Here is a 17,590-nt window from a genome sequence, read left to right as displayed (position 1 = left end):
CTGGCCGTCCGCAGCGGGCGCGGCTTGCCGCGCGTCTAGCGAGGAGGACCGCCCGGATGCGCGGTCCCACGCAATCAGTCGTCTGACTTCTTGAGCGCTTCGCCCAGGATGTCGCCGAGCGATGCGCCGCTGTCGGACGAGCCGAACTGCTGCACTGCTTCCTTCTCTTCGGCGATCTGACGCGCCTTGATCGAGAAGTTTGGCTTCTTCGAACGGTCGAAACCGGTGACCATCGCGTCGACCTTGCTGCCGACCTGGAAGCGGTCGGGGCGCTGTTCGTCGCGGTCGCGGCCAAGGTCGCTGCGCTTGATGAAGCCGGTTGCGCCATCGTCGCCAACCTGAACTTCGAGGCCGCCATCGCGGACTTCGAGAACGGTGACGGTGACGGTCTGGCCCTTGCGGAGCGAACCGGCTGCGGCTGCGCCTGCTTCGGTCGGAGCGCCCTTTTCAAGCTGCTTCATGCCGAGGCTGATGCGTTCCTTGTCGACATCGACGTCGAGGACCACGGCCTTCACCTGCTCGCCCTTGCGGTGGAGCGCCAGAGCGTCTTCGCCCGAAATGCCCCATGCAATGTCCGACATGTGGACCATGCCGTCGACGTCGCCGTCGAGACCGATGAACAGGCCGAATTCGGTGGCGTTCTTGACTTCGCCTTCGACTTCGGTGCCGACCGGGTGCTTCTCGGCGAACTCGTCCCACGGATTGCGCTGGGCCTGCTTGAGGCCGAGGCTGATGCGACGCTTTTCGCTATCGACTTCGAGGACCATCACTTCGACTTCCTGCGAGGTCGAGACGATCTTGCCCGGGTGGACGTTCTTCTTGGTCCAGCTCATTTCGGAGACGTGGACAAGGCCTTCGATGCCCGGCTCGAGTTCGACGAATGCGCCGTATTCGGTGATGTTGGTAACCTGGCCGGTCAGCTTCATGTCGACCGGATACTTGGCAGCAACGCCATCCCACGGATCGCTTTCAAGCTGCTTCATGCCGAGGCTGATGCGCTGCGTTTCGGCGTTGATGCGCACGATCTGCACGGTCACGGTGTCGCCGATGGCGATCACTTCGCTCGGGTGGTTGACGCGCTTGTAGCTCATGTCGGTGACGTGAAGCAGGCCGTCGATGCCGCCGAGGTCGACGAACGCACCGTAATCGGTGATGTTCTTGACCACGCCGTCGATCACCTGACCTTCTGCCAGATCGGCGATGAGTTCGCTGCGCTGTTCTGCGCGGGTCTCTTCAAGAACGGCACGGCGCGAGACGACGATATTGCCGCGGCGACGGTCCATCTTGAGGATCTGGAAGGGCTGCGGCACTTCCATGAGCGGGGTGACGTCGCGCACGGGGCGGATGTCTACCTGACTGCCCGGAAGGAACGCCACTGCGCCGTCGAGGTCGACGGTGAAGCCGCCCTTGACGCGGCCGAAGATGCGGCCTTCGACGCGCTTGCCTTCGCCAAACTCGTTTTCGAGCTTGTCCCAGGCTGCTTCGCGGCGGGCGCGGTCGCGCGACAACATGGCTTCGCCGTCAGCGTTCTCTACGCGGTCGACATAGACTTCGACTTCATCGCCGACCGACAGGCCGTGATCGTCTTCGCCTCTGCTGAATTCCTTGAGGTTGATGCGGCCTTCGCTCTTGAGGCCTACGTCGATGACGGCGTGACCGGCTTCGATTGCGGTCACGGTGCCTTTTACGACGCGGCCTTCAAAGCCACCATCGTCGGCGCCGCCGAGTTGTTCGTTGAGCAGCGCTTCGAAATCGTCGCGCGTCGGGTTAGGTGCAGTTGCCATAAGGTTGGCGTTTCCTGTTTCACGTTTGCTACCGGCCACCGGTTTTACCGGGGTCTTAAACCGCCTCCCACGCACCATTGCGCGGGCTAGCGGGGCAAGAGGCCGATCTCTCCGCGAAGCCGAATGCATCCGCAGAGGTCCCTTCAATCGGATTGATTGCGAGAACGGGCGCGCGCCTAAGCCAAAGCGGGCGCGAAAGCAAGCGATTTGCGCTGGGTGAGGGGGGTGTGCAGGTGGGGTGTGGACCGCGCAAGGGGTGGTTTTGGAAAAACGCCTTTTGGCGCGCATAAGCCTGCAAGCGCGCGTTTTCCGCGGGTTTCGAACGAAGGATCTGGCGCGAAGCCGTGTTGGATGTGTGACTTTCCAGTTTTGTCGCGGTGAGAAAGAACGTTTTCATCGCCGCGACAATGCCTCCGCTGCCCGGCTGTAGGAAAGCGCTTTCGTCCTGCCGCTATCTCGTGCGCAACGCCTCTTCGACCGCCTCCAGAACCGTCTCGAAAGCCTGCTCACGGTCGAAGGCGGTGGTGTCGATCACCAGCGCATCGGGCGCGGCCTTTAGCGGGGCGTCCTTGCGATTGATGTCGCGGGCGTCGCGGGCAACGATGTCCTTTTCAATCTCGACCAGCGGGATTTCCTCCTCGTGGTCCATCTGTTTCGAGATCATTTCCAGCCAGCGCCGTTTTGCGCGCTCCTGAACGCTGGCGGTGATGAACAGCTTCACATCGGCATCAGGCGCAATCACGGTCCCGATATCGCGCCCGTCGAGGACAGCGCCGCCCGGCTGCTCGGCAAAGGTGCGCTGGCGCTTGAACAGCGCCTCTCGCACTGCCGGATGAACCGAGACGCGGCTTGCCAACCCGCCGGTTTCCTCGGCGCGCAGAATGTCGTCATCCATCAGCTCATCGGGAAAGTCGCAGGCCGCCAGCGCATCGGCCGGCTCGTCCGGATTGCCGCCGTTGATGGCAACCTGCCGCCCGACCGCGCGATAAAGAAGCCCCGTATCGAGATGCGGCACGCCGAAATGCTCGGCAAGCCGGCGGGCAATCGTGCCTTTGCCCGATGCGGTTGGGCCATCGACGGCGATGATCATTGAGCGGATTTCCTTTTCTGAAATGCCTTTACCAGCCCGAAGATCGCGATGGCAGCCCAGAACCCTTCAAGCACCAGGCTCGGCCAGTTGGTGTGGACCAGCAGACTGATCGTCAGCAGGCCTGCGCCGGTCAGGTTGGTGCCGTGCAGGATGAAGGGGTTCGGCTTCTCGACATAGGTGAGATAGGCGTAGGCTCCGATGATGCAGGCCGTGCCGACAAAGCCGATCATCGAATAGATATCGAGCGGGGTGGTCATTGTGGGTCCCTCTGGGCGACAGCGGCTTTTTCCGCCTCGACCTTTTGCCGGAATTCGTTCGCGGCCTGCCTCTCGCGCTTGAAGCGTTTACGGCCTTCGTTCGGCGCCCAGTCCCAGCGCAGCCAGATGAAATAGCCGAGAACCGGCAGCAACAGCACCGCCAGCCACAGCCTGCCGAGCTGGATCGCCTCGCCGTGAACGAGATGGTCGTAGATGACCGACCCGAGCACGAAGATGCCGATGCCAAGCGAGTAGAGCGCGATCTTCTCCTTCATTGCGCGGCGTGTTCGAGCAGCTGAATGAAGGTGGGAAAGCTGGTCGCGATCGGGTCGGTGTCGTCGATTTCGACGCCGTCGCGGCTTGCAAGACCCGCCACCGCCATGCTCATCGCGATGCGGTGATCGAGATAGGTTTTGACCCGCGCGTTGGAGGTTCCGCGCAGCGGTTCTCCGCCCGTACCGTGGATGATGAGGCCGTCTTCCTGCTCTTCGACCCGCGCGCCTGCTGCGGTAAGGGCGGCGGCCATGACGGAGATGCGGTCGCTTTCCTTGACGCGCAGTTCTTCGAGGCCCGTTGTCCGCGTGGTCCCGTCGGCCAGAGCGGCGGCGACGAACAGCACCGGGAATTCATCGACCATGCTCGGGACGATGGCGGGGTCGACCTCAATGCCTTTGAGCGGAGCATGGCGCACGCGCAGATCGGCAACGGGCTCGCCTCCGACCTCGCGCCGGTCCAGTTCCTCGATATCTGCGCCCATCTGCTTGAGCACCGTGACAATCCCAGCGCGCGTCGGGTTGAGGCCAGCATTCTCGACCACAAGATCGCTGCCCGGAACGATGCTGGCGGCAACCAGGAAGAAGGCGGCGGACGACGGATCGCCGGGGACGGTGACGTCCATCGGCTGAAGGTCAGCCTCGCCATGGATGGCGATGACGCGTTCTCCGTCTTCTTCGCCCACTTCAAGCTTCGCGCCGAACCCGGTCAGCATTCGTTCGGTGTGATCACGGGTCGCGATAGGCTCAATGACGCGGGTTATCCCCGGCGTGTTAAGCCCTGCGAGAAGCACGGCGCTTTTCACCTGCGCGCTTGCGACGGGCAGGCGATAGGTGATCGGCACGGCGGGCGATGCGCCGCGCAGCATGCAGGGCAGGGTGCCTCCAGCGGAGGCCTCGAAACTCGCGCCCATCTGGCTCAGCGGTTCGATCACCCGGTTCATCGGACGGCCTGAAAGGCTCGCATCCCCGATGAAGGTCGCGGTAAGCCCATGGCTGGCGAGCAGGCCCATCATCAGCCGGGTCGAGGTGCCCGAATTGCCCATATCGAGCGCGGCGCGCGGCTCGATCAGGCTGCCCAGACCCGCCCCGTTCACGCGCCAGCTGCCGTCATCCTCGCGCACGATCTGCGCTCCGAGCTGGCGCATCGCGGCGGCGGTGGCGAGCACGTCTTCACCTTCGAGCAGGCCGGTGATCCGGCTCTCACCCACGGCAAGCCCTGCAAACATCAGCGCGCGGTGGCTGATCGACTTGTCGCCGGGCACGCGAAGGCGACCCTTTAGCGGCGCTGATGAGGTGAATGTGTACGATCCCATGGCGCGCAGGTCTTTGACAGCGGCTCTACCATCTGGCAAGGCGCGCCGCACTTTCGGACCGATACCTTGATAAAGAGGCGATCCGGTCCCACACAAGCTTACAAACTACCCGTGCCGCAGTCGCACTGGCGGCAAGACTAAGGACACTATCGAAATGGCGAAGCCTGAATGGGGAACCAAGCGTTCCTGCCCCGACTGCGGAACCCGCTTTTATGACCTGGGCAAGGACGATCCCGTCACCTGCATCGAATGCGGCAACACCTGGGAACCGGAACCCGTGCTGAAGTCGAAGCAGCCGATCCCGATCGACGATCCCAAGAAGAAGGATCAGGAAGCCGACAGCGATCTGAGCGGCGACGATGATGATGAACTGAAAGACATCGAAAACATCGACGACGACGACGATTCGCCCGACAACGACGTCGACCTTGGCGGCGACGATGACCTTGGCGTGGCCAAGGGCAAGGGCGACGACGAAGACGACGATACCTGATCGAAGCCTGCGCGCCCCCATCAGGGCGCGCGTCCTCGGCGCCGCTCCTCCGCTGCGCTCCGGGCGCCTGCGGGCGGGCGGTCGCCCTTGCGGTTGCAATGCAACCGAAATTACTTCTTGCCTTTGATGGGGGCGCGTCTTAATGGGGCGCTCCCTTGCGAAAGCAGGGGTGTGGCCTTACCTTTGATGAGGTCACGACATCGATGAATTGGGGCCTTAGCTCAGCTGGGAGAGCGCAACACTGGCAGTGTTGAGGTCAGCGGTTCGATCCCGCTAGGCTCCACCATCGAAAGACATACAGTGAGTTGTCCTTTGTGATGGCTCCGCACGCTGGCCGACGAGGTTTCGTCCGCCGGCGTTTTTCGCGTTTATCGGACTTCGCAGGTCCGAGAGGAGTTTGAAGACGATGTTCGACAATCTGTCCGACCGCCTTGGCGGCGTCTTCGATCGCCTCACGGGACGCGGTGCGCTCAGCGAACAGGACGTTCGCGATGCCATGCGCGAAGTACGCGTTGCGCTGCTCGAAGCTGACGTTGCTCTTCCGGTTGCGCGGCGCTTCATTGATGCCGTCACTGAAAAGGCGATCGGTCAGGAAGTCCTGAAAGCGGTCAAGCCGGGACAGCAGGTCGTCAAGATCGTCCACGACGAACTCGTCGCGATGCTTTCGGGCGAGGAAGGCGAAGAGGCGACCGAGGGGCTGAACCTCGATGCAAAGCCTCCGGTCGTCATCATGATGGTCGGGCTTCAGGGCTCGGGTAAGACGACCACCACTGCAAAGCTCGGCAAGCTGATCCGCGAACGCTACGGCAAGAAGGCCATGATGGCCTCGCTCGACGTTAACCGTCCGGCGGCGCAGGAACAGCTGGCGGTGCTGGGCGAGCAGACGCAAGTCGCGACCCTGCCGATCGTTGCAGGGCAACAGCCGGTCGATATCGCACGCCGCGCGATGGAATCGGCTCGCTTGCAGAATTTCGATGTGTTGCTCCTCGACACCGCAGGCCGCCTGCATGTCGATGAAGCGCTGATGGCCGAGATGAAGGCCGTCAGCCAAGTCTCCGCGCCGACCGAAGTGCTGCTGGTCGTTGATTCGCTGACGGGTCAGGACGCGGTCAACGTCGCGCAGAGCTTCTCCGGCGAAGTCCCGCTCACCGGCGTGGTGCTCACCCGGATGGACGGCGATGCGCGCGGCGGTGCGGCGCTTTCGATGCGCGCAGTCACGGGCAAGCCGATCAAGTTTGCAGGGACGGGCGAGAAGCTCGACGCGATCGAAACCTTCCGCCCCGGCTCTGTAGCGGACCGCATCCTCGGCATGGGCGACGTTGTCAGCCTCGTCGAAAAAGCGGCGGCGACGATCAAGGAAGAAGAGGCCGCCAAGCTCGCCGAGAATTTCGAGAAGGGCAAATTCGACCTCAACGACCTGCGCATGCAGCTGAAGCAGATGCAGAACATGGGCGGCCTCGGAATGCTCGCCGGCATGATGCCGGGCATGAAGAAGGCCAAGCAGGCGATGGCCGCGTCGAACATGGACGACAAGGTTCTGGTCCACATGGATGCGATCATCTCCTCGATGACCAACAAGGAGCGCGAGCGTCCCGAACTGATGAACGCCAAGCGCAAGAAGCGCGTCGCGGCGGGCAGCGGAACTGACGTTCAGACCGTCAACAAGCTGCTCAAGATGCACCAGGAAATGAGCCGCGCGATGAAACAGCTTCGCAAGATGGGCGGGCTCAAGGCGCTGGCCGGCATGTTCGGCGGCTCTGGCGGCCTGCCGGGCGGAATGCCCCCCGGCATGGGCGGCCCCGGCGGTGGGGGCGGATTGCCCGGCCTCGGCGGCGCTGGCGGTTTGCCACCCGGACTTCCCGGCCTTGGCGGGCCGAAGAAAAAGTAATCTCACAAAATAAACAAATTCAGATATTTAAACTCGAAAGGTAATCTACAATGGCAGTTGCAATCCGTCTGTCGCGCGGTGGCGCGAAGAAGCGTCCTTACTACCGCATCGTCGTTTCGGACTCGCGCTCCCCGCGTGACGGCAAGTATCTCGAGCAGATCGGCACCTACAACCCGCTGCTCGCCAAGGATGACGAGAACCGCGTCAAGCTGAACGAAGACCGCGCCAAGTACTGGCTCGGCGTTGGCGCCACGCCGTCCGACCGCGTCCTGCGCTTCCTCGATGCGGCTGGCATCATGGAACGTCCGGCCCGCAACAACCCGAACAAGGCAGAACCGGGCGAAAAGGCCAAGGAACGCGCCGAGGAAAAGGCTGATAAGCTGAAGGAAGCCGAAGAAGCAGCCAAGGCCGCTGAAGAAGAAGCCAAGGCAGCAGCCGAAGCTCCGGCAGAAGAAGCGCCCGCAGAAGAAGCGCCCGCTGAAGAGGCTCCTGCTGAAGAAGCAGCGACCGAAGAAGCACCGGCGGAAGAAGCTGCTGAAGACAAGGCCGAAGGCTAAGCCTCGTCTTGAAGGAAACGTCCGACACGCAAGCTGCGCCCGGTCTGGTCGAATTGGCCGCCATCACCGGCGCGCACGGCGTGGCGGGCGAGGTCCGCCTGAAGCTGTTTGGCGAGGGGCTCGATACCCTTCGCCAGCACAAGAGCTTCGACACAAAATCGGGTGAGCGCACGCTGACCCTCAAGAAAATCCGTTCGGACAACAAGGGCGGCGCAATCGCCCGCTTTGCCGAGGTGCATGGGCGCGGCGAGGCCGAAAAGCTGCGCGGCACCGTGCTCACGATTTCGCGCGGGGCGCTGCCTCAACTTGACGACGATGAGTATTACCACGCCGACCTGATCGGGCTTGCCGTCGAAACGGACGCCGGAAACGCGATCGGCAAGGTAATCGCGGTCCAGAATTTCGGCGCCACCGATATCATCGAAATCGCGCTCGACCCGCCGCCTGAAAAGGGCCTCAAGGCGATCATGGTCCCGATGACCAAGGCTGCCGTGATAGAATGGGACAGCGTCCGGCTTGTCATTTCACAGGATTTCGCCGACCAGTAGCGCTTATGAGCGCGTCCGGTCCCCCTATCGACTACGCGACTTCCACCGATCTGTGGAAGCGGCTCGATAGCTATGTGATCGGCCCGGAAACGGCCACCTTGTCCTTTCCCGCACGGCTCGCACGCGAAAACCGCTGGGAGGCCGGGTTCACCAGCCGCGTGATCTGTGAATACAAGCGCTTCTGCTACCTCGCGGTCACCGCCGGGCAGGAGGTCACGCCATCTGACGCCGTCGATCAGGCATGGCACCTGCACCTCACATACAGCCGCGACTATTGGGGCGAGTTTTGCGAGGAAATCCTGCAATGCGACATGCACCACGGTCCCACCGCCGGGGGAGCGGCGGAAAAGTCGCGGTTCTACGATCAGTACGCAGAGACGCTCGAACTCTACGAAGACGCGTTTGGCGAGCCTGCGCCGCCCGACATCTGGCCCGCCGCACAGCGCCGTTTTGGCCACGACCCCAAGGGTATTCGCGTTAATCGCGATGATGTTATGGTACTGGAAAGGCGCGTCGCTATCCTCGGCGCGTTTGGCTGGATCGCGCTCGGTGTGGGCATCGCGGTCGTAGTGGGAGTGATATTCTGATGGAGCTTTTCGCGTCTTACACCGGCGGCGATTTCCTCGTTTTCTATTGCATAATGCTCGTCACCTGCATTTTCGCAGGCCTCTGGATTCCGGCGAACCTGCGCCCCGAAGGCAGGCGCGGAGAGGTCGAGGATATGGAGGAGGTCGCTGTCCTGACCGGCGGCGCTGACCGATTGAGCGTTGCGGTGCTCTCCTCGCTCTTTGCGAAAGGCGCTCTCGATGTGGACGAGAAGAAAAGACTCGCGGTCCGGCAGACGGGGGTGGCGGAAAATGCCAGCGAACGCGCGATCCTCGCCAAAGTTGGTGGCTTTCGCGCCGCCGAGGCTGGCCGTTCGATCAAGGCGCAGGCGGCGGCGGTGGAAACGCGGTTGATCCGGCGCGGCCTGATGATGGACGAAGGCGAGCGGTGGAAGTTGCGCGCCCTGTCAGCCGCGCCCTATGCCGCGCTGATCGCCATCGGGCTTTATCGCCAACAGGCGGGTTCCGCGATTGGGGAGCCGACCGGGTTCCTCGTGGCGCTCATCATCATCACTTTGGTCCTTGGCCTGTTGCGTTTCGTGACCGGCAATCCGCGGACGATGGCGGGCAACGAGATTGTCCGCTCGCTTGAGCAGAACAGCAGCCGGTTGCGCCGCGCTCCGCAAGCAAACGAGGCGGGCTATGCCGTTGCGATCTTCGGCACAGGTGTACTGGTCGGCACGCCGTGGGAGCCGGTCCATGCCGCGCGTCAGGCCGGTACAGGCGGCGATGGCGGCGCATCCAGCGACAGCGGTGACGGCGGCAGCGGCTGCGGCGGAGGATGCGGCGGTTGCGGGGGCTAGCGCGCGCGAGTAGGGGCGGGCCATGACCAAACTGAACGTAGCGATCTGTCAGGCGGCCCCGATCCCGCTCGACTTTGATGGCGGGCTCGAAAAGGCCGCGCACCTTGCCAGGCAAGCCATTGATGCGGGCGCGCAGATGGTCGCTTTCGGAGAGACTTTTCTGGGCGGATATCCGCTGTGGCTGGACGAGGCGAGGGGCGCGGCGCTGTGGGACAATCCTGGGACCAAGGCGTGCCACCGGATCATGCTCGACAATGCGATTGTGCCGGGGGACGAGCGGTTGCTGCCCTTGCAGGAACTGTGCGACGAGAGCGGCGCGTGCATTTCCATCGGCGCGCATGAGCGGGTGCGGCAGAGCCTTTACAACAACCAGCTGCTGTTTCGCCCGGGCGAAGCGCCGCTCGACCACCGCAAGCTGGTGCCGACCCATGGCGAACGGTTGATCTGGATGCGCGGCGATGGCTCGACGCTGGGCGTGCATCAGGCCGAATGGGGCCGGGCGGGCAACCTCATCTGCTGGGAACACTGGATGCCGCTAGCCCGCGCGGCGATGCACAATTTGGGCGAAAGCGTGCATGTGGCGGCCTGGCCGACTGTGCGGGAGGAATACGGGATCGCTTCACGCCATTACGCGATGGAGGGACGCTGCTTCGTGCTGGCGGCGGGACTGGTGCAACGGCGCGGCGACCTGTTCGAGGGGCTGGAGCGGGTCGGCGGGGATGCAGACGTGAAAGCGCTGTTCGAAGCAATCGAAGGCGACATGCTCAACGGCGGCGGTTCGATGATCATCGCGCCCGATGCCCGGGTGCTAGCGCAGGCGGGTGAGGGCGAGGAAATTCTGCACGCCGAACTGGACCTGAGCGAGATCGGACAGGGCCTCGCGAGCCTCGACACCGACGGGCATTATTCGCGGCCCGATGTGTTTGAACTTCACGTTGATACGCGGGCGAAGGATGGGGTGAATTGGGGCGCGGGCGGAGAGTGATTGAGGTGCAGGCGTGATCGAAGTACTGGCTTCTTTGGCAATCGCGTTCTTTGGCTCGCGGTTTATAGCTAGGCTGCTCCTGCGACGGCAAGATGGGTTGACCACCGGGACGATTGTCGTCCTCTCGGTGATCGGGTCGATTGGTTCGCTGGTGCTGCTTTATGTCGGCAGCAGAGCGCACTGGCAGATTGAAGGCGTTGTTCCAGCGATCGCCGAAACGAGCCAGTGGGATGTTTTTCTTCTGGGTGGTGCAGCGTTGCTTTCATTCTTTTGCGCCTTTCGTTTGTGCGTGCAGAATTTGGCGCTTTGCAACGAGAGCGAAAGTGAAGTCTTCGAATGACCTTCGTCGCTACCATCCTGACGCTCTACCCCGAGATGTTTCCCGGCCCGCTCGGCACTAGCCTCGCGGGTAAGGCGCTGGAGCGCGGAGACTGGTCTTGCGCAACCGTCAACCCGCGCGATTTCGCCACGGATAAGCACCGCACCGTGGATGATACGCCCGCAGGGGGCGGGGCAGGAATGGTCCTCAAGGCGGATATCCTCGGCGCGGCGGTCGACAGCGTCGCGGATGAGCGTCCGATTCTTGCGATGACACCGCGTGGGAAACCCATCACCCAGGCCCGCATTCGCGAGATCGCAGAAGGTCCCGGCGTCACCATCATCTGCGGCCGCTTCGAGGGCTTCGATGAGCGCCTGTTCGAAGCGCGCCCGCAGATCGAGGAAGTGAGCCTCGCCGACATCGTCCTCTCGGGCGGAGAGACGGCGGCGATTGCCATACTTGACGCTTGCATTCGGCTGCTTCCCGGAGTAATGGGCGCGGCTTCTAGCGGGACCGAGGAGTCGTTTGAGGACGGCCTTCTTGAATACCCGCAATATACCCGACCTTACGAATGGGAAGGGCGCACGATCCCCGAAGTGCTGCGATCGGGGGATCATGCGAAGATCGCGGCTTGGCGAAAGTCAAAAAGCGAAGAGATCACTCGGTTACGCAGGCCGGACCTTTGGGAGCGTCATGAGGGCGCTCGGGACCAGTCTGCCTCTGGCGCGCGGCGAAAGAACAAGGATACGGACCAGTGAACCTGATCCAGCAAATCGAAGCCGAGGAAATCGGCAAGGTTGAACGTGAAATTCCCGACTTCCGCGCAGGCGACACCGTTCGCGTCGGCGTCAAGGTGGTTGAAGGCCAGCGTGAGCGTGTGCAGAACTTCGAAGGCGTCGTAATCGCGCGTTCGAACCGCGGCATGGGCTCCAACTTCACCGTCCGCAAGATCAGCTTCGGCGAAGGTGTTGAGCGTGTGTTCCCGCTTTACGCGCCAATCGTGGACAGCATCACCGTGGTCCGCCGCGGTGTCGTGCGCCGTGCGAAGCTGTACTATCTGCGTGGCCGCACCGGTAAGCGTGCGCGTATCGCCGAGCGCAAGGTCAACACGACCAAGGCGTAACGCCTCGCTGGCATAGCGAAATCATTAAAGGGCGGTCCTCGCAAGGGCCGCCCTTTTTCGTTGCGGGGTTGCAAAGATTGTCCGCGATTGCGAGAGCCTGACCCGAATGACAACGAAGGGGCTTTCCTTGAAATGCGAACTGCTTTGCTTGCTGCCGCCGCCGCAATCCTTTTGCCGACCACTGCTTTGGCAGATGCGCACATGACCGAAAGCTCTCCTGAACTCACATTCGAGCGCGTCTTTGCCTCGCCTTCGCTCAACGGGCCGACCCCGCGCGCGGTGAAGTTTTCGCCCGATGGCAAGTACCTGACCCTGCTCCGCAACCGCGAGGAGGATTCATCGCGCTACGACCTGTGGGGCTATGACTTTGCCACGCGCGAATGGCGCATGCTGGTCGACAGCGAGGCGATCGGTTCGGGTCGTGAGCTATCCGAAGACGAAAAAATGCAGCGCGAGCGCGCACGCGTTGGCAGTCTCAAGGGTATCATCTCCTACCAATGGGCGAGCGATGGCTCGGGCGTTCTCGTGCCCATCGACGGCGACCTCTATTTCGCCAAGCTTGATGGCAGCGTTCAGCGCCTGACCGATACTGAGGAAAGCGAACTCAACCCCAAGCTTTCGAGCAAGGCGGGCTACGTTTCCTTCGTGCGCGATCGCCAGCTGTGGGTCGGGGAAGTGGGAGGCGAAGCGGCTCCGATCACGCCAAAGGAAGAAGACACGATCCGCTGGGGTGAGGCCGAATTCGTCGCGCAGGAAGAAATGAGCCGTCTCACCGGATATTGGTGGGGCCCGAACGACCAGCGCATCGCCGTTCAGCGCACAGATGAAAGCCCGGTCGGCATCGTCACTCGCGCAGCTATCGGTGCAACCGGCACGCAGGTCTTCGACCAGCGCTATCCGGTCGCTGGCTCGGACAACGCGATTGTCGAACTTTATGTGATGGACCCTGATGGCGGGAACCGTGTGAAGGTGGACCTTGGTGATAACACCGACATCTACATCGCCCGCGTGAACTGGGGGCCGGACGACTATCTCTATGTCCAGCGCCAGAACCGCGAACAGACCGTGCTCGACATGCTCAAGGTCGATCCTTCGACGGGCGAGAGCGAGGTCTGGTTCACCGAAACCGCCGCGCGCGACGATTACTGGATCAACCTGTCGGACAATTACCGCTTCCTGAAAGATGGCAGCCTGCTGTGGTGGTCGGAGCGGGATGGCTTCGGCAATTTCTACCGCTTCGACGGAGAGAACTGGACGCAGCTTACGAGCCGCAAGGAGCCTGTCACCGCGCTGGTCGGAGTGGATGAGGACGGGGACAAGCTGTATTATCGTGCGGTGACCGACGTCCTGACAGAACAGGTCTACGTCTCCAGCCTGTCCGCCGAAAGCGAACCGACGCTGCTCACCGATCCCGACTACACCAACTCGGCCAGCATGGACCCGACCGGCAAGGGTCTCCTCATCAGCCGTTCGGCGACCGACCAGCCGACCCAAAGCTACATCGCGGATACGAGAGGGGAACGGCTTGTCTGGGTCGAGGAAAACGCGCTCGACGCGGATCATCCCTACACGCCGTTTCTGCTGAGCCACACGCCGCCCGAATACGGCACGATCCCCGCCGAGGACGGCACGCCGCTGCATTACATGATGCTCAAGCCTGAGATGGAGCCGGGCAAGCAGTATCCAGTGTTCTACTATCACTATTCCGGGCCGGGTCCGCAGGTCGTGGACAAGGGCTGGGGCGGCGCTCTGGCGCAGGCGGTGGTTGACAAGGGCTACATCTGGTTCGCGCTCGACAATCGCGGCTCGGCCAATCGCGGGGTCGATTTCGAACAGCCGCTTTACCGCGCCATGGGCGGGGTCGAAGTGCGCGACCAGAAAACGGGCGCCGAGTTCCTCAAGACGCTCGATTACGTCGATGGCGACAAGATCGCGATCTACGGCTGGTCCTATGGCGGCTACATGACGCTCAAGCAGTTGCAGGCCGATCCGGGGCTTTATGCAGCCGGTATCTCAGGCGCGCCCGTGACCCGCTGGGGCCTGTACGATACGCACTACACCGAACGCTTCATGGGCGACCCTCGCGAAGTGCCAGAGGCTTATGAGGCCTCGAGCGCCATTCCCAACGCGACCAAGATCAGTGATCCGCTGCTGCTGATCCACGGCATGGCGGACGACAATGTGGTGTTTGAGAACTCTTCAGAGCTGATCAGCGTGCTTCAGGAAAACAATGTCCCGTTCGAGATGATGCTTTATCCCGGCTACACCCACCGCGTTGGCGGCGAGCAGGTCAGCCCGCATCTGTGGAACACGATGTTCCGCTTTCTAGAAGGCCACGGAGTGACGCCGCCGGAGTAATTCAGGCGAGCCACTCCAGCGACTTGGCGGCCACTTCCTCAGGCGCTTCGACCTGCGGGTAATGGCCGACTGTCTCGATCAGGTGGGCCTTCGCATCCGGCACCACTTCGCGCCACTTGTCATAGGCGTGCTTGCCCGAAACCGGGTCGAGCGCGCCGTTGATGAGGCCGATCTTGCCTTGCGCTGCGACCAGAGCCGCTTCCCACCGCTCCTTATGCTCGACCCGGTCGGCGATATAGTGGAGAAGCTTGTGCGTGATGCGGTTGCCGTCCTTGTAGCTGATGAACTCCCAGAATTCGTCGAGCTCCTTTTCGCTCGGCTGGCTGTCAGGGCCGAACACTTCGGAGAAGCTCTTGCCGAACCCCTTTCGGCTCATCAGCAGGCCCAGCAGGAACCCGAATGGCGAAACGCCGAGTTTCTGCATCGGGCGAGGGCGGTGCTGGTCAGGGAAGATGCCTCCATTGAGAAACACCATCGTGCCAAGGCCCTTCGCCCCTGAGCCGTCCTGTTGCCGCGCCAGCAATTCCTGTCCGACCGATACGCCGTAATCGTGCACCAGCGCGTCAAACTCACCCACGCCAAGATCGCTCAGAAGCGCTTCCTGAAGATCGGTCTGGCGATGGATCGAATAGCCTGAGCGCGGCTTGTCAGACAGGCCGAACCCCAGCATGTCGCAAGCGATCAGATGGTGTTTCTCCGCCAGCATGTCCCACACCGGCACCCAGTCCCACGAGCATGTCGGAAACCCATGCACCAGCAGCAGCGGTCGCGCTTCGGGATCGCCGCCTGTCCAATAGGCGATCTTGTGCCCGTCAAAGTGGAATTGCTTGGCCCGGTTGTGCCAGTCTCGCGTAGTCAGCGTCACGTCTTTCCCCTTGCCAATGGGGCATAGTGTCGCCACCTCACGGCGCAAGAAACTTAATCGGAGAATGTGAATTGGGTTACCGGGTGGCTATCGTCGGCGCGACGGGCAATGTCGGACGCGAAATGATGCAGGTGCTGGCCGAGCGCGAATTCCCGATTGAGGAAATCGCGGCGGTCGCCAGCGGGCGCAGCCAGGGATCAGAGGTTGAGTTCGGCGACACCGGCAAGATGCTCAAATGCAAGAATATCGAGCATTTCGACTGGTCGGGCTGGGATATCGCGCTATTCGCCGCCGGTAGTGGCCCTGCCAAGGAATACGCGCCCAAAGCGGCGGCTGCGGGCTGCGTGGTGATCGACAATTCCTCGCTCTACCGCATGGAACCCGACGTGCCGCTGATCGTGCCGGAGGTGAACCCCGATGCGATCGACGATTACTCCAAGCGCAACATCATCGCGAATCCCAATTGCTCGACCGCGCAGCTGGTTGTGGCGCTCGCTCCCTTGCACAAGGCGGCGACGATCAAGCGCGTCGTGGTCTCGACCTATCAGTCGGTTTCCGGCGCGGGCAAGGCGGGGATGGACGAGCTGTTCGAACAATCACGCGCAATTTTCGTGGGCGATCCGGTCCAGCCGACCAAGTTCACCAAGCAGATCGCCTTCAACGTGATCCCGCATATCGACGTCTTCCTCGACGATGGCTCGACCAAGGAAGAGTGGAAGATGATGGTCGAGACCAAGAAGATCCTCGATCCAAAGATCAAGCTGAACGCAACCTGCGTGCGCGTGCCGGTCTTCGTGGGCCATTCGGAAGCCGTGAACATCGAGTTCGAGAACGAGCTTTCGGCAGAGCAGGCTCAGGATATCCTGCGCGAGGCGCCCGGCATCATGCTGGTCGATAAGCGCGAGGACGAAGGTTACGTCACGCCGGTCGAAAGCGCCGGTGACAGCGCGACCTTCATCAGCCGTGTGCGCGAGGATCCGACGGTCGAGAACGGCATCACTTTGTGGTGTGTCTCGGACAATTTGCGCAAAGGCGCGGCATTGAATGCGGTCCAGATCGCAGAGCTGCTTGGCCGACGTCATCTGAAGAAGGGCTGAGGTGATGAGAGCGCTCGTTATTGCCGCCTCCAGCCTGGCACTCGCCGCATGCGGGGACTCGGGCGTGCCCTCGCCTGCCGAACGGCTTGAGCAGCGCGATGGCGGCGCGGTCGCCGAGATCATCGATCCGGGTCAGGTGACCCTCAAGTCCGAGGGCCTCGTTGCAGGCCCCGATGCGTTCTTCTTCGCCGCCGGGCAAAGCGAGGTCGAGGCAGCGATCGCCCGCGCCATAGGCGAGCCGGGCGAAGTGATGGACATGCCTGAATGCGGAGCGGGTCCGATGGAAAGCTCAACCTATCCCGGCGGGCTGACGGTCAATTATCAGGACGGCATCTTTGTCGGCTGGCTGATTAGCGAGCCTGCCGAAAAGATCGGCGTTGAAGGGCTGCCGGTTGGCACCGCTCGCGCGCAGATCGAGGCCATGCCCGGCTTTGCGATGATGGAAGGCAGCACACTGGGAGAGGAATTCATGCTTGGCGACCGCTTGGCCGGCTTTATCGAGGATGATGCGGTGTCGATGCTATATTCCGGGACGCAGTGTTTTTTCCGATGAAGCGCGCTAAGCAGGCTTCATGACGCTTAAAGCAGACCTGTTCTTCAGCTTCCGCTCGCCCTATTCCTACCTCGCCGTGGGGCGATATCGCGACATGACGCGCGAATACGATCTCGACATCACGCTTCGCACGGTGTGGCCGATTGCCATCCGCGATCCTGATATCCTGTTTACAGGCAATCCCGCAGCGCCGCGCTACATCCTGATGGATTCGATGCGCAGCGCGCAGATGCTTGGCATCCCCTTCCGCTGGCCGCGTCCTGATCCGGTGGTGCAGAACTTGGCAACGCGAGAGATCGCGAAAGAGCAGCCGCTGATCCACCGCATCTGCCGTCTTGGGCAGGCGGCGACGCGACGGGGCAAGGGACTGGAATTCGCCGACGAGGTGTCGCGGATTATCTTCTCCGGTGAAGTCGACGATTGGCACGAAGGCGATCATCTGGCCAAAGCGACCGAGATGGCAGGGTTGAACCTCGCCGAACTCGACGCCGAAGTCCTGAGCGACGCAGCCGCTCTCGATGCCGAAATCGCCGAAAATCAGGACGCACTCGAAGCCGCCGGACACTGGGGCGTGCCCACGCTGGTGTTCGAAGGCGAACCCTTCTTCGGCCAGGACCGCATCGACATGGCGAAATGGCGCATGGAGCAGAAGGGGCTGGCGAAAAGGTGATCATACC

Annotated in this window: 20 protein-coding genes and 1 tRNA gene; 15 read left to right on the top strand and 6 right to left on the bottom strand. The window is 62.4% G+C overall.

The features are described 5' to 3' along the window. Positions 1-74: 74 nt before the first annotated feature. From rpsA to aroA, 5 genes are all read right to left on the bottom strand, one after another. Positions 75-1,784 (bottom strand): 30S ribosomal protein S1, encoded by a 1,710-nt coding sequence (rpsA, locus tag CD351_RS11415; protein ID WP_111993728.1) that lies wholly within the window; start codon positions 1,782-1,784, stop codon positions 75-77. A gap of 451 nt (positions 1,785-2,235) precedes the next feature. Beyond that, on the bottom strand, positions 2,236-2,874 hold the full coding sequence (locus CD351_RS11405; protein ID WP_111992755.1) for a d(CMP) kinase: 639 nt from the start codon (positions 2,872-2,874) through the stop codon (positions 2,236-2,238). Further along, positions 2,871-3,131, bottom strand: a complete 261-nt coding sequence (locus CD351_RS11400) for a permease (protein WP_111992754.1) — start codon at positions 3,129-3,131, stop codon at positions 2,871-2,873. The genes CD351_RS11405 and CD351_RS11400 overlap by 4 nt, the downstream gene beginning before the upstream one ends. Next, positions 3,128-3,406, bottom strand: coding sequence for a hypothetical protein (locus tag CD351_RS11395; protein ID WP_111992753.1), 279 nt, complete (start codon positions 3,404-3,406; stop codon positions 3,128-3,130). The genes CD351_RS11400 and CD351_RS11395 overlap by 4 nt, the downstream gene beginning before the upstream one ends. After that, on the bottom strand, positions 3,403-4,719 hold the full coding sequence (gene aroA, locus CD351_RS11390; protein ID WP_111992752.1) for a 3-phosphoshikimate 1-carboxyvinyltransferase: 1,317 nt from the start codon (positions 4,717-4,719) through the stop codon (positions 3,403-3,405). The genes CD351_RS11395 and aroA overlap by 4 nt, the downstream gene beginning before the upstream one ends. Positions 4,720-4,873: 154 nt before the next feature. Between aroA and CD351_RS11385 the strand changes: the two genes are divergently transcribed. From CD351_RS11385 to CD351_RS11330, 12 genes are all read left to right on the top strand, one after another. Further along, the gene (locus CD351_RS11385; protein ID WP_007164483.1) at positions 4,874-5,212 is read left to right on the top strand and encodes a TIGR02300 family protein; all 339 of its coding nucleotides are present in this window, start codon (positions 4,874-4,876) and stop codon (positions 5,210-5,212) included. 210 nt (positions 5,213-5,422) lie between these two features. Continuing rightward, positions 5,423-5,498 (top strand) — tRNA-Ala (locus CD351_RS11380). A gap of 120 nt (positions 5,499-5,618) precedes the next feature. Next, positions 5,619-7,100 (top strand): signal recognition particle protein, encoded by a 1,482-nt coding sequence (gene ffh, locus CD351_RS11375; protein ID WP_111992751.1) that lies wholly within the window; start codon positions 5,619-5,621, stop codon positions 7,098-7,100. 50 nt (positions 7,101-7,150) lie between these two features. Further along, the gene (gene rpsP / locus CD351_RS11370) at positions 7,151-7,657 is read left to right on the top strand and encodes a 30S ribosomal protein S16 (RefSeq protein ID WP_111992750.1); all 507 of its coding nucleotides are present in this window, start codon (positions 7,151-7,153) and stop codon (positions 7,655-7,657) included. A gap of 8 nt (positions 7,658-7,665) precedes the next feature. Then, positions 7,666-8,205 carry a ribosome maturation factor RimM gene (gene rimM, locus CD351_RS11365; RefSeq protein WP_111992749.1) on the top strand — a complete coding sequence of 180 codons (540 nt, stop codon included), beginning with the start codon at positions 7,666-7,668 and terminating at the stop codon, positions 8,203-8,205. Between the two features lie 5 nt (positions 8,206-8,210). Next, positions 8,211-8,792, top strand: a complete 582-nt coding sequence (locus tag CD351_RS11360) for a hypothetical protein (protein ID WP_111992748.1) — start codon at positions 8,211-8,213, stop codon at positions 8,790-8,792. Next, complete coding sequence (locus tag CD351_RS11355; RefSeq protein WP_111993727.1) at positions 8,792-9,613, top strand: TIGR04222 domain-containing membrane protein; 822 nt, start codon at positions 8,792-8,794, stop codon at positions 9,611-9,613. The genes CD351_RS11360 and CD351_RS11355 overlap by 1 nt, the downstream gene beginning before the upstream one ends. Before the next feature lie 22 nt (positions 9,614-9,635). After that, a complete protein-coding gene (locus tag CD351_RS11350; RefSeq protein WP_111992747.1) occupies positions 9,636-10,598 on the top strand; it encodes a carbon-nitrogen hydrolase family protein in 963 nt (320 codons plus the stop codon). A 13-nt stretch (positions 10,599-10,611) separates the two neighbouring features. Further along, entirely contained in the window at positions 10,612-10,938 is a 327-nt protein-coding gene (locus CD351_RS11345) for a hypothetical protein (protein WP_111992746.1), read from the top strand. After that, positions 10,935-11,675, top strand: a complete 741-nt coding sequence (trmD, locus tag CD351_RS11340; RefSeq protein ID WP_111992745.1) for a tRNA (guanosine(37)-N1)-methyltransferase TrmD — start codon at positions 10,935-10,937, stop codon at positions 11,673-11,675. The genes CD351_RS11345 and trmD overlap by 4 nt, the downstream gene beginning before the upstream one ends. Continuing rightward, on the top strand, positions 11,672-12,040 hold the full coding sequence (gene rplS / locus CD351_RS11335) for a 50S ribosomal protein L19 (RefSeq protein ID WP_111992744.1): 369 nt from the start codon (positions 11,672-11,674) through the stop codon (positions 12,038-12,040). The genes trmD and rplS overlap by 4 nt, the downstream gene beginning before the upstream one ends. Positions 12,041-12,172: 132 nt before the next feature. Then, entirely contained in the window at positions 12,173-14,398 is a 2,226-nt protein-coding gene (locus CD351_RS11330; RefSeq protein ID WP_111993726.1) for a S9 family peptidase, read from the top strand. Position 14,399: 1 nt separating this feature from the next. Here CD351_RS11330 and CD351_RS11325 read toward each other — a convergent pair whose 3' ends face one another. Beyond that, positions 14,400-15,263, bottom strand: coding sequence for an alpha/beta fold hydrolase (locus CD351_RS11325; RefSeq protein ID WP_111992743.1), 864 nt, complete (start codon positions 15,261-15,263; stop codon positions 14,400-14,402). A 71-nt stretch (positions 15,264-15,334) separates the two neighbouring features. On the opposite strand from CD351_RS11325, the gene CD351_RS11320 reads away from it, so the two are divergent. Genes CD351_RS11320 through CD351_RS11310 form a run of 3 tightly spaced genes read left to right on the top strand, consistent with a single transcriptional unit; the run spans position 15,335 to position 17,583 of the window. Then, a complete protein-coding gene (locus CD351_RS11320; RefSeq protein WP_111992742.1) occupies positions 15,335-16,360 on the top strand; it encodes an aspartate-semialdehyde dehydrogenase in 1,026 nt (341 codons plus the stop codon). Positions 16,361-16,364: 4 nt separating this feature from the next. After that, a complete protein-coding gene (locus CD351_RS11315; RefSeq protein WP_111992741.1) occupies positions 16,365-16,913 on the top strand; it encodes an aspartate-semialdehyde dehydrogenase in 549 nt (182 codons plus the stop codon). 19 nt (positions 16,914-16,932) lie between these two features. Then, a complete protein-coding gene (locus tag CD351_RS11310) occupies positions 16,933-17,583 on the top strand; it encodes a 2-hydroxychromene-2-carboxylate isomerase (RefSeq protein WP_111992740.1) in 651 nt (216 codons plus the stop codon). The last annotated feature ends 7 nt before the right edge of the window (positions 17,584-17,590 follow it).

This window comes from Erythrobacter sp. KY5 (assembly GCF_003264115.1).
Taxonomy (GTDB): domain Bacteria; phylum Pseudomonadota; class Alphaproteobacteria; order Sphingomonadales; family Sphingomonadaceae; genus Erythrobacter.
This window is presented reverse-complemented; position numbering and strand designations above follow the sequence as displayed.